The sequence below is a fragment of the Bacillus sp. MM09(2025) genome, from assembly GCF_050496725.1.
Lineage (GTDB): Bacteria > Bacillota > Bacilli > Bacillales > Bacillaceae > Bacillus > Bacillus pumilus.
Genome location: NZ_JBNWEN010000004.1, coordinates 873215 through 884389, shown reverse-complemented (window position 1 = coordinate 884389; position 11175 = coordinate 873215). Strand labels below are relative to the sequence as shown.

Annotated in this window: 12 protein-coding genes; 4 read left to right on the top strand and 8 right to left on the bottom strand. The window is 44.4% G+C overall.

The features are described from left to right. The first annotated feature begins 158 nt into the window (after positions 1 to 158). Positions 159 to 302, top strand: a complete 144-nt coding sequence (locus ACQYAC_RS10865) for a hypothetical protein (RefSeq protein ID WP_003214884.1) — start codon at positions 159 to 161, stop codon at positions 300 to 302. A 116-nt stretch (positions 303 to 418) separates the two neighbouring features. Next, complete coding sequence (locus ACQYAC_RS10860) at positions 419 to 1738, top strand: UDP-glucose dehydrogenase family protein (RefSeq protein ID WP_429943284.1); 1320 nt, start codon at positions 419 to 421, stop codon at positions 1736 to 1738. Positions 1739 to 1775: 37 nt separating this feature from the next. On the opposite strand, the gene ACQYAC_RS10855 is transcribed toward ACQYAC_RS10860, so the two are convergent. The 5 genes from ACQYAC_RS10855 to alsS form a co-directional block, all read right to left on the bottom strand. Further along, positions 1776 to 2309, bottom strand: a complete 534-nt coding sequence (locus ACQYAC_RS10855; RefSeq protein WP_429943283.1) for a chromate transporter — start codon at positions 2307 to 2309, stop codon at positions 1776 to 1778. Then, the gene (locus ACQYAC_RS10850) at positions 2309 to 2899 is read right to left on the bottom strand and encodes a chromate transporter (RefSeq protein WP_429943282.1); all 591 of its coding nucleotides are present in this window, start codon (positions 2897 to 2899) and stop codon (positions 2309 to 2311) included. The genes ACQYAC_RS10855 and ACQYAC_RS10850 overlap by 1 nt, the downstream gene beginning before the upstream one ends. Before the next feature lie 7 nt (positions 2900 to 2906). Continuing rightward, positions 2907 to 3386 carry an Lrp/AsnC family transcriptional regulator gene (locus tag ACQYAC_RS10845; RefSeq protein ID WP_371869431.1) on the bottom strand — a complete coding sequence of 160 codons (480 nt, stop codon included), beginning with the start codon at positions 3384 to 3386 and terminating at the stop codon, positions 2907 to 2909. A gap of 150 nt (positions 3387 to 3536) precedes the next feature. Next, complete coding sequence (gene budA, locus ACQYAC_RS10840) at positions 3537 to 4307, bottom strand: acetolactate decarboxylase (RefSeq protein ID WP_169055843.1); 771 nt, start codon at positions 4305 to 4307, stop codon at positions 3537 to 3539. Positions 4308 to 4342: 35 nt separating this feature from the next. Continuing rightward, a complete protein-coding gene (alsS, locus tag ACQYAC_RS10835) occupies positions 4343 to 6043 on the bottom strand; it encodes an acetolactate synthase AlsS (RefSeq protein ID WP_429943281.1) in 1701 nt (566 codons plus the stop codon). 150 nt (positions 6044 to 6193) lie between these two features. On the opposite strand from alsS, the gene alsR reads away from it, so the two are divergent. Together alsR and ACQYAC_RS10825 are read left to right on the top strand one after the other, a co-directional pair. Continuing rightward, positions 6194 to 7090 (top strand): acetoin biosynthesis transcriptional regulator AlsR, encoded by an 897-nt coding sequence (gene alsR / locus ACQYAC_RS10830; RefSeq protein WP_429943280.1) that lies wholly within the window; start codon positions 6194 to 6196, stop codon positions 7088 to 7090. Positions 7091 to 7138: 48 nt separating this feature from the next. Continuing rightward, a complete protein-coding gene (locus ACQYAC_RS10825) occupies positions 7139 to 7756 on the top strand; it encodes a flavin reductase family protein (RefSeq protein ID WP_081042261.1) in 618 nt (205 codons plus the stop codon). Positions 7757 to 7792: 36 nt separating this feature from the next. Here the strand turns inward: ACQYAC_RS10825 and rbsB are convergent, their stop codons facing one another. The 3 genes from rbsB to ACQYAC_RS10810 are packed head-to-tail and all read right to left on the bottom strand — an operon-like array spanning position 7793 to position 11160. Then, positions 7793 to 8710 (bottom strand): ribose ABC transporter substrate-binding protein RbsB, encoded by a 918-nt coding sequence (gene rbsB / locus ACQYAC_RS10820; protein ID WP_429943279.1) that lies wholly within the window; start codon positions 8708 to 8710, stop codon positions 7793 to 7795. 13 nt (positions 8711 to 8723) lie between these two features. Continuing rightward, complete coding sequence (gene rbsC, locus ACQYAC_RS10815; protein WP_071168464.1) at positions 8724 to 9677, bottom strand: ribose ABC transporter permease RbsC; 954 nt, start codon at positions 9675 to 9677, stop codon at positions 8724 to 8726. Between the two features lies 1 nt (position 9678). Further along, positions 9679 to 11160 (bottom strand): sugar ABC transporter ATP-binding protein, encoded by a 1482-nt coding sequence (locus ACQYAC_RS10810; protein ID WP_169055839.1) that lies wholly within the window; start codon positions 11158 to 11160, stop codon positions 9679 to 9681. Positions 11161 to 11175 lie beyond the last annotated feature (15 nt).

Here is an 11175-nt window from a genome sequence, read left to right as displayed (position 1 = left end):
TCCAATTCTTTTATTATAGCTCAATGGTGATTTATAAAAAAGTTTTTCATGAAAATGGTCATAAATTTCAAAAGCTGTCGAATGATGTATTAGAGTATTGCATAAACCAACCTTACAGCATATAATAATGAAATTAGTGGAATCGAAAGGATACAGACATGGATAATAAGGGTTTGAATCAAGAAGAGTTTTTAAAAATTTTGATGTACGCTCATGATATTGGTGAGAATTCAAATGATGTCACAACAAAAGAAATGCTTGAAAATCTGATTGCTCATATTCGAAATGGTCTTGTTTCATAAAAGTGACCCCCTGCTAGTAATGGCAGGGGGTTTTTGTATGCTTTTATGAATGGAAAGAAAGCTCCCAGCATACGATGTCTTTACAAGCATAAGGCGTATGGGGAGCTGATGGTGTCATGAATATTGCAATTGCAGGCTGTGGATATGTGGGACTGGTCACAGGTGTGTGTTTAGCGGAGGCAGGGCACAATGTGGTATGTATTGATATTGACCGGAGAAAGGTCATGCAGCTGAAACAGGGACATCCACCAATGTATGAGCCAGGATTAAAAGAACTGCTGAAACGCAATCTTGAGCAAGGTCGAATTCAATTTCACATAAATGGGGAGGCAGCCTACCCGCGGGCTGATGTGTTAATGATTGCGGTTGGCACCCCGCAGCAGGCAGATGGTCAAGCTGATTTACAATATGTGTTTCAAGCCGCAAAGGAGATCGGTACAAAAGCGAAATCAGGTGCGGTTCTTGTGGTGAAAAGTACGGTGCCTGTTGGAACGGGTGATCAAATCGAACAGATGATACATCAAGAATTAGGACGGAATGAGCCATTATCGATTGCATCTAACCCAGAGTTTTTACGAGAAGGCTCTGCCATTTCAGATACATTGAGGGCAGATCGGCTTGTCATTGGGGCTGAAACAAAAGCTGTATTAGACCGGCTCGAGGAGGTGTATGCTGATTTCCACCTGCCAGTGGTTAAGACAGACCGAAAAAGTGCAGAAATGATCAAGTATGCATCTAATGCTTTTCTTGCGACCAAAATCAGCTTTATGAATGAGATTGCCTCCATTTGTGAAAAAACAGGTGCTGATGTTGAATGGGTGGCGCAGGGAATGGGGCTCGATGAGCGGATCGGTTCTTCATTTCTCAAGGCGGGGATTGGCTACGGAGGTTCTTGTTTTCCAAAGGATACAAATGCACTTGTCCAAATCGCAGGGCATGTGTCGCATGATTTTGAGCTGCTAAAGGCTGTTATCAAAGTAAACAATGAGCAGAGAGCGGGTTTTATCCGAAGTATTCAGGAGAGACTGGGATCAAATCTTGAAGGAAAGCGAATTGCACTTCTTGGCCTTGCTTTTAAACCGAATACAGACGATATGAGGGAGGCGCCATCGGTACCCATCGCTCATGAACTCCATCAATTAGGCGCGGAGCTTGTGGCGTATGATCCTGTTGCCTCACGCCATGCCGCTCGTGAACTGCCGGATCAAGTCAAGTTTGCTCATACGATGGAAGAAGCGATAAAGGATGTCCATGCAGCTTGTATATTAACAGAGTGGACAGATATTCAGACGTTTCCGCTCACATCCTACAAGGAATGGATGAGACAGCCGCTTATTTTCGATGGGCGAAACTGCCATACGCTTGAAGCAGCAGAACAAGCAGGAGTCGAATATCATTCGATTGGGCGCAGACCGATTTCTCCAATCTATATGTAAAAGAAAACCGATAACACAGGCCATGTTATCGGTTTTCTTAATGCGGCAGAATCAATCCGCCATATAAAAAGGCAGCCACAATGAGAAAGGCGGGGTGCATTTTGAATTTAGTCATAAAGAAAAAGGAGATCGCGGCAATAGCGAGCGATTGCGTCCAGCCAATGGCTTTTACTGCATCTCCGCCAATTTCCCATGTTAATAAAAGCATCATCATCGCAATGACAGGCTGGACGGACAAGGTCATGCCTTTGACGACAGGAGATTGGCGAAAGCGGTCAATCAGCTTGAGCAGTAAAATCAATCCAATGGCTGATGGCAGAACAGTTGCAAGCAGTGCCACAATAAAGCCTGGCCAGCCCATGACGTCATAGCCGACATATGCTGCGATTTTCGTCGCAATTGGTCCTGGCAGTGAATTGGCTAAAGCAAGCATATTGGAGAACCCTTCGTTCGTCATCCAATGAAAATGGTTGACGATTTCTTCATAATTCAGCGGAATGGATGCAGGTCCTCCGCCATAACCTAATAGATTGGACAAGAAGAATGCCCAGAATAAAAAGAGAATCAGCATCATGAAGACACCCCTTTCTCTTTATTTGGTCGATTCCAGCGTTGTTTCAGTTTGAAATGAAAAGCGCCATAGCATAAAAAGATGATGACAATGATTCCTGGATGAATGGACAGCACCTGCAGCCCGATAAAGGTAAAAAGGAACAGAGCGATCCCGAAGATCATTCCGAAGCCTTTTAGCGTTTTTTGTCCAAACTCGTATGCCATGATCCCAAGCAGGACGGCAATAACTGGCGTCACGGCGCCAATCATATTTTGAATGATTTGTGAGGAGCTTAAGACGCTGACAAGTGTAACGAGTGCCACCATGGCGAGACATGACGGTAAAATATGGGCAGCTGTTGCGATGATTGCGCCGGATACGCCCTTCAATCGATAGCCGAGATATGCTGACATTTTGGTCGCGATCGGACCTGGTAATGCGTTGGCGATGGCGAGTGTTTCTCCAAATTCGTCATCGTTGACCCATTGATATTTCACTACCGATTCATGGCGAATGAGTGGTATGACGGAAGGACCTCCGCCAAAACCGAGAATGCCGGTTCGCACCATAGCGATGATGAGTTCGATATATGATTGCAAGTGCTTCAACTCCTATCTACAATTTCATGCCCATTCGGCTTTTGTAACGTTTAATGAGCATTTGGCAGTCCACACTCACAACGCCTTCAAGCGGGTACAGTTTTTTTGTTAGGAATGTCTCCATTTCCTGTTCGTTTTGAAAAATGCCATGCATATGCAGCTTGCTTGGCCCTGTCATGTGATAAAGGCTTGTGACAGCTGTTTCCTGTTCGAGCTGAAGGGCGACTGCTTCTAAAAATTTCGGCTCAACCTCTACATTAAAGAAGACAGAAACATGAATGCCGATCTTAGCAGGGTTGATCACAGCTGTGAATCGTTCAATGACACCTGCTTCAATTAGCTGCTGAATACGGGCTTGTACAGCAACACGTGAAAGACCGACTTGTTTTCCTAGATCTGTATAGGACATACGCCCGTCCTCATGTAATAGGGATAAAATTTGTTTATCTCGTTCGTCTAATGTTAAGTTCGGAATGCTAAAGTCGTTTGCCACCATATAACCACCTTTCTTCTGTTGATATTTTAACATATTTCATTACGAATAGAATGAATGAATTTCAATTTACTAACGAAATGAAATTTAATGAAGTGATAAGTATTCCTTTTGCATAAAAAGACACCCCGGAATCACCGGGGTGTCTTTATTTTATTGATCTGGGCTGCTTTCTGCACTCGCAATTTGCTGTGCGAGGTCAGCTCGATCAATGTCTGCTTGGAAGAATTCCTGCGTATTTGGCAAGTGTAAGTTCATATGGCGTTTTTGAGAAATTCGGATGGTCACTTGATCAACAGTGTAATCAAAAACGTGTCCGCCGACACTTCGATCGTCGTCAATGAAATGAAGATGATATCCACTCACCGCAATACCATGTGCGTACTGCGGTGTACGGAAACCAGCGATCGTTCCTTGAATATTCTCGAAATCGAAGATGGGCTGTGACTTGACTGCTTCCACCATCGGAACGTAAGGTTTTTCCTGTTTTTCGACCGTACGTGTTTGCACCTTTTTGAATGATCCATCAATGCGGATCGCATAAAACACATTCTTACTCGGTAAAATGCGGTCGATTTCTTCTTCTAGCTCTTTGCTTGTCATGGCTGCATCAATTCGATGAACGATATCGGTTTCAAAGAATGCTAGAGAGCAGAAGGGTGAATAGTCTTGATCGGTAACCGGTGTCGCTGTTCCATCCGAGCGCAGTCGGTAGAATGCGCCGTCAAAGCCGATCAGCTCTCCATCTAATTGATTGAATGTACCAATGCCGAAATCACCGTGCTCGGGAATTTGTGAAAGGGAGAAATCTCCATCATATACGGCTTCCAGCAAAGAGGTCATCGTCGATACTTGATAGACCTCTTGCTGTTTGTCATGTTGTCTTGTGTCGTTCTGTTGATTCATTGGGTGCATCATACCCATATCCGCTCACTCCTTTGATGTAATGTATGGACATCTTATCTGACGTTCAATGTGTGTGTTTCACGAAAGACTTCTGGCCATTTTTGACTGGCGAGGTCTGGGTTGTCTTGATAGTCAATCGGAATATCAATAATAACGGGTCCTTCTATGTTTATACCCTTTTGTAGGACAGTTGAAAGCTCTTCAGGTGAGTTAACCCGTAATCCAGTCGCTCCAAAGCTTTCCGCATATTTCACTAAGTCGATCTGTCCGAATTCAACGCAGGATGTGCGGTCATATTTCATTTCCTGCTGAAACGCCACCATGTCGTATGTGCTGTCATTCCAAACAAAGTGAACGAGATTTGTTTTCATGCGGACGGCTGTTTCTAGCTCCATAGCAGAGAAGAGGAAACCGCCATCACCAGAGACTGAAATGATCTTTTCATCTGGGTTCAGTATGGAAGCCGCAATGGCCCATGGTAAGGCGACGCCTAATGTTTGCATGCCGTTGCTCACAAGGAATGTGTTCGGCTCATAGACGCGGAAGTGACGCGACATCCAAATCGCGTGAGACCCGATATCACACGTGACCTTCGTGTCATCAGGAATCAGGCGTCTTAATGTATGAATGACATCCAGCGGGTGAGATAGATGACTTTCTCTTTCTGGTGCTTTTTCAATGTCGCTTAACAGCTCCTGCAATTCAGTGACGAATTCAATTTGTTCTTTGCATAGAGAAAGTGGAACACTGTCATGGGCTAGATGTTTAACGGTTTCAGCTATATTGCCGACAAGCTCAAGCGCCGGCTCATAAAAATGATCAATATCTGCCTGCATGTCATCGACATGGATGATCTGTCGCTGCTTCGGCTGAATATTCCAATGCTTCGGATCATATTCAATTGGATCAAAGCCGATGGTCAAAAGGACATCTGCTTGTTCAATGAGAAGATCGCCCGGCTGATTTCGGAATAAACCGATTCTGCCTACATATTGAGACTCAAGCTCTCTTGAGAGAACGCCAGCTCCTTGGTACGTTTCGACAAATGGAATTCCAAGTGTTTTCAATAATGTTCTAGTAGCCTTTGCAGTAGCTGGACGACTTGCTTTCATTCCCACAATGGCAACAGGTAAGTGTGCATTTTGAATTTTGGCGATAGCCGAGCTGATGAGAGCATCCGGTGCAGGACCTAGTTCTGGAGAAGGGTGAGCAGACACTGGTGTTTGTGTAGTGTGTTCTGTCACGACATCTTGTGGAAAGCTGATAAATGCTGCTCCAGCCTGCCCCTTTTGTGCCGCGCGAAAAGCATTTGTTAAGGCTTCAGGTATATTATGAACGTCTTGTACTTCAACACTGTATTTTGTAACTGGTTTGAATAATGCCGCATTGTCGAGTGATTGATGTGTTCGTTTCAGCCGATCTGCACGAATGACGTTTCCGGCGATTGCGACAACAGGGTCACCTTCTGTATTGGCTGTTAATAGACCTGTTGCTAAATTAGATGCGCCGGGACCTGATGTCACGAGACAAACACCTGGTTTGCCGGTTAAGCGGCCGACAGCAGCTGCCATAAAGGCGGCATTTTGTTCGTGTCTGCATAGGACAAGCTCTGGACCTCTGTCTTTTAATACATCAAATACGGCGTCAATTTTGGCACCTGGAATTGCAAAAACATGGGTCACACCTTGAGCAATCAGCGTATCAACAATCAATTCTGCTCCTCGTCTTGTTAGGGGTTGTGCTTGAGAATTCATTTACCCCGCACTCCTTTCGGCAAGTAAAATTTTTTATGAAAATATATTTTCATGATATGATTTACTATACATTTCAAAATGGAAAATTTCCAATATATGTTTAACGTGGTTTTAATATGTTTCACGAATAAGTGTGCGAGGGGTGAAAGGATGGAACTGAGACATTTGCAATACTTTGTCACAGTAGCGGAGGAGCTGCATTTTGGCAGAGCAGCCGCACGGTTGAATATGACACAGCCTCCACTTAGTCAGCAAATTAAACAGTTTGAAGAAGAATTGGGGTTTCCTTTGTTTCACCGGTCAAAGCGAGTGGTGGAGCTAACAGCTGCTGGAAAGGTCTTTTTACATGAGGTGCGAGGTGTGTTGCATCAGCTTAATAAAGCCGTTGATCATGCCCGGCATACAGCAAGAGGAGAGCTGGGGAAAATCATCATAGGGTTTGTTGGAACAGCGACGTATGATATTCTGCCGCCAGTTGTACGCGAATTCAGAGAGCTGTATCCCTCTGTCAGTATTGAGCTGAAACAGCTTTCTGTTCCGCAGCAGCTAGGAGCGCTTTTAAATGGGGAGATTGATATCGGTTTTTTACATCCTACATCGCCTCATGAAGAACTGGTTAGCCGTTTGATGAAGCAAAGTGAATGTATTTTTGCGATTCCGAAAAATCATCCGCTGGCGAAAAAAGAGGCAGTCACAATCGAAGATATTCGTCATGAACCGATTATTTCTTTATCACAGGAATCATGGCCGTCCCTTTATCAACACTTTGTCCTGCTATGTGAAAAGTACGGTTTTTCTCCGAATATTGTGCAGGAAGCGGCAGAATATCAAATGGTGATTGGTCTTGTCACAGCTGGTATCGGCATTGCGGTCATTCCGAAATCAGCCCGGCGTTTATTTAATCTAGATGTTGTGTATCGGTCCATTGAGGGTGAACAGCTTTTGGCAGAATGGACGATTTCTTATAGACGAGAAAATCATAATCCTGCTTTATTTCATCTTGTCCATCATATCCTGCATCGCACCGAGACTGAATCAGAGGCATAGAAAAAAGGGTATGGTATGATGTCGATACACCAAAAGGAGGCGTGCTGAATGATTACGTTGCAAATGGATCAGCTTTCACGAAAAGAAGCATATAAATTATTATCGGGCTCTATTGTTCCACGACCGATTGCGTTTATTACAAGTCTGTCTAAAGACGATGTCGTCAATGCCGCACCATTTAGTTTCTTTAATGTCATTAGCGGACACCCGCCGCTCCTCGCAGTTTCTATCGGACGACGCGAAGGTCAGATGAAGGACACAGCGCAGCATATGATTGACAGGGGAGAATTTGTGGTCCATGTGAGTGATGAAACGATAATAGAAGATATCAACGAAACAGCTGCTACGCTGCCACAGGAAGAGAGTGAGCTGGATCGAACCGGTCTTCATCAAGTAAAGAGCCATGTCGTGTCAGTGCCGGGCATTCAGGAAGCACGTATTCGCTTTGAATGTCAACTTGAAAAGCATCTTACCTTTCAAAATGATGAAGGGGAGATCACGGTCGATCATATCATTGGCCGGGTTGTGTGTGCGCATTTAGATGAGGCTGTGTATGATGCGGAAAAAGGTTATGTTTCGACTCATGAACTAAAGCCAGTCGCACGTTTAGCGGGAAATGATTACGCCCATTTAGGGACGTCATTTGTGCTAAAAAGACCGGAATAATAGGAAAACCCCCGAGAGCTATCGGGGGTTTTGTGTTTATTTTTTCTGTTCTAGTTTCAGTGGAGCTGCGATGTTCTTTTCTACTTTTTTCCCTTTTAAGACGTCGCTTGCAGCGCCGACTGCCAGTTTCCCGATCAGCTCTGGCTGCTGGGCGACTGTGGCAGATAGTTTTCCTGCTTTGATCGAGTTGAGTGCATCTTCGTTTCCGTCAAAGCCAACGACGAGAATGTCTTTTCCAGAGCTTTGAATCGCCTCTAGTGCGCCAAGTGCCATTTCATCATTGTGGGCAAAAACGGCTTTGATGTCAGGGTTTCCTTGAAGGAGGTTTTCCATGACGTTCAATCCTTTTGTTCGGTCGAAGTCAGCCGCTTGTTTTGCTGTCACTTTTAGATCTTTATCTGCTATTTGATGAAATCCTTTTCCGCGCTCACGTGTAGCGGAAGCGCCTGGTACACCTTCTAATTCAGCGACTTTTGCTCCTTTACCGACCTTGTCGATGATAAAGTTGGCTGCCATTTCGCCGCCTTTGACGTTATCTGAGGCAACAAGTGCTTCTACTTTTCCGCTTTCAGCTGAACGGTCTAATGTGATGACAGGAATATCTGAAGCATTCGCTGATTCAACAGCAGTTGAGATAGCAGACGAGTCCGCTGGGTTGATAAGTAATGCGTCGACCCCTTGCTGAATGAGGTCTTCTACGTCACTTGTTTGTTTCGCTGAATCATTTTGTGCATCTGCAATGACGATTTCGATGCCAAGCTTTTTCGCTTCTTTCGTCACCCCGTTTTTGAGAGAAACGAAGAATGGGTTGTTTAAGGTTGAGATCGAGAGACCGATTTTGATGTCTTTTTTCTTCCCATCTTTTGTTGATTTGGCCCACTCTGGCGGTTCTAACGAGCAGGCAGAAAGCATGAACAATGAGAGAGTCAGAATGAGAATGAGATATTTTTTCATAGCAGCTGCCTCCTTAAGCAGATTTCTTTCTGTCTAGTAGGACTGCAATCAAGATGACAATCCCTTTCACAACAGATTGATAGAATGATGATACACCAAGTAAGTTCATACCGTTGTTCAGGACCCCGATGATAAGCACCCCGATCAGTGTGCCGACAATTCGTCCTCTTCCGCCAGACAGGCTTGTCCCGCCAAGTACAACAGCAGCAATCGCATCAAGCTCATAGGATGTACCAGCTGTTGGCTGCGCAGAATTTAGCCTGGATGTTAAAATGGCACCTGCTAAAGCAGACATGAAACCTGCCAATGAATAGATCATAATTTTTACGCGTGGTACTTTGATACCTGAAATAAGCGCAGCTTTTTCATTTCCGCCGATGGCATATGTTCTTCTGCCGAAAGGTGTTTTATGAAGCAAGACCCAAAGTACGATAAAGGTGAGCAGCATCGTGATCGCTGGAACAGGAATGCCTAAGAAATACCCGCGTCCGAATAACTGAAATGCATAGTTAGAACCGAGTCCTGTAATCGGGTTTCCGTCTGTATAAACAAGTGTTAACCCTCTGAAAATCGTCATCGTGGCAAGTGTTGCGATAAAAGGAGCCATTTTTCCTTTTGTGATTAAAAGACCGTTGACCATTCCAAGAATAGCGCCGATGATACAGCCAACAATAATAGCCAAAATCGGGTCCATACCAGACACGATAAATCCGGCAGTCAGCGCACTAGAAAGTGCTAAAATGGCACCGACCGACAAATCAATTCCTCCGGTTAAAATAACAAATGTCATACCAAAGGCAATGAGGGCATTAATGGAGATTTGTCTCAGTAAGTTTAAGATGTTTAATGGTTCTAAAAAGGCCGGGTTTAATATAGAAACAATGGCGACAAGGATGATGAGTCCTAAGAATGGCCCAAGCTTTTGCATGATGTGATCAAATCGTCCATTTGAAGTAAGTGGTTTCATGTTACTTCCCTCCTGTAGCTAGTGTCATAATTCGTTCTTGTGTTGCGTCTGCTTTATTTAACTCTCCGCTGATGGTTCCTTCATGAATGACAAGCACTCGATCGCTCATCCCCAGAATTTCTGGGAGCTCAGAGGAGACCATTAAAATGGCAACACCTCGATCAGTCAGTTCATTCATTAACTGGTAGATTTCTCGTTTCGCTCCGACGTCGACACCTCTTGTCGGTTCATCTAAAATCAAGACCTTCGGCTGGATACCGATCCATTTGGCGATGACGACTTTTTGCTGATTTCCACCAGAGAGACTTCGAGCAGAAATTTCAGAGGAAGCCGTTTTAATCGTCAATCTTTTGATGAGCAGGTCAACAAAATCCTGTTCGTTTTTCTTATCGATCAGTCCCTTTGGAGAGAAGCTTTCTAAGTTTGGCAGACCAATATTTTCTCGAATGGATGCATCCAGCATGAGTCCTTCATCTTTGCGATCCTCTGTAATAAAACCGATGCCAAGCTTAACGGCATCACTTGGTTTTTTAATGACAGCTTTTTTTCCATGAACCCAGATTTCCCCTTGATCAAGAGGATCAAGGCCAAACAGCGCCCGCATCATTTCAGTCCTGCCAGCGCCCATTAAGCCTGCAACACCGACGATTTCTCCAGCTTTAACGGAGAAGCTGATATCTTGAAATTGTCCTTTTCTTGTCGCTTGCTTCACCTCAAGGATCGTATCTCCTAGAGAAGGCGTTCTCTCAGGGTATCGATCTGTTAATTCGCGGCCGACCATTTTTTTGACGACCTCATGGAAATTTGTTTCAGGTATGGCTTTCGTATCGACCGTTTTCCCATCGCGCATGATTGTAATCCGATCACAGATCGCAAAGATTTCCTCCATACGGTGAGAAATATACACGATAGATACGCCTTCTTTTTTGAGAGATTCAATGACCTGAAAGAGCTTTTCAATCTCACGGTCTGTAAGAGCTGCCGTTGGTTCATCCATGATGATGACCTTCGCATCCGTCATTAATGCCTTTGCAATCTCAATCATTTGCTTTTGTCCAACAGAACAGCTGCCAGCCTCTTGATCAAGCGAGAGGTTCACAGACAATCGATCCAGCTGGCTTTGGGCAAGAACCTTCATTTTCTTTGTGTCTAGCAATCCAAACTTCGTATAGATTTCTTTCCCGATGAATAGGTTTTCCAAGACGGTCATATCCGGCCATATGTTGAGCTCTTGATGAATAAAGGCGATACCGTGTTGTTCCGCTTCCTTCGGATTTTTGAAAGCGGTTTCTTTCCCATCGATAAGAATCGTTCCCTGGTCTAATGAATAAAGACCTGTGAGCAGGTTCATTAAAGTGGATTTTCCTGCGCCATTTTCACCCATGAGCGCGTGAACCTCACCTGTGACGAGGTCAAAGGAGACCCCGGAAAGAACGGTGTTTTTTCCAAAGGCCTTATGGATGTTATGCATCTCAATGTTCATATCTGGCTCCTCCTT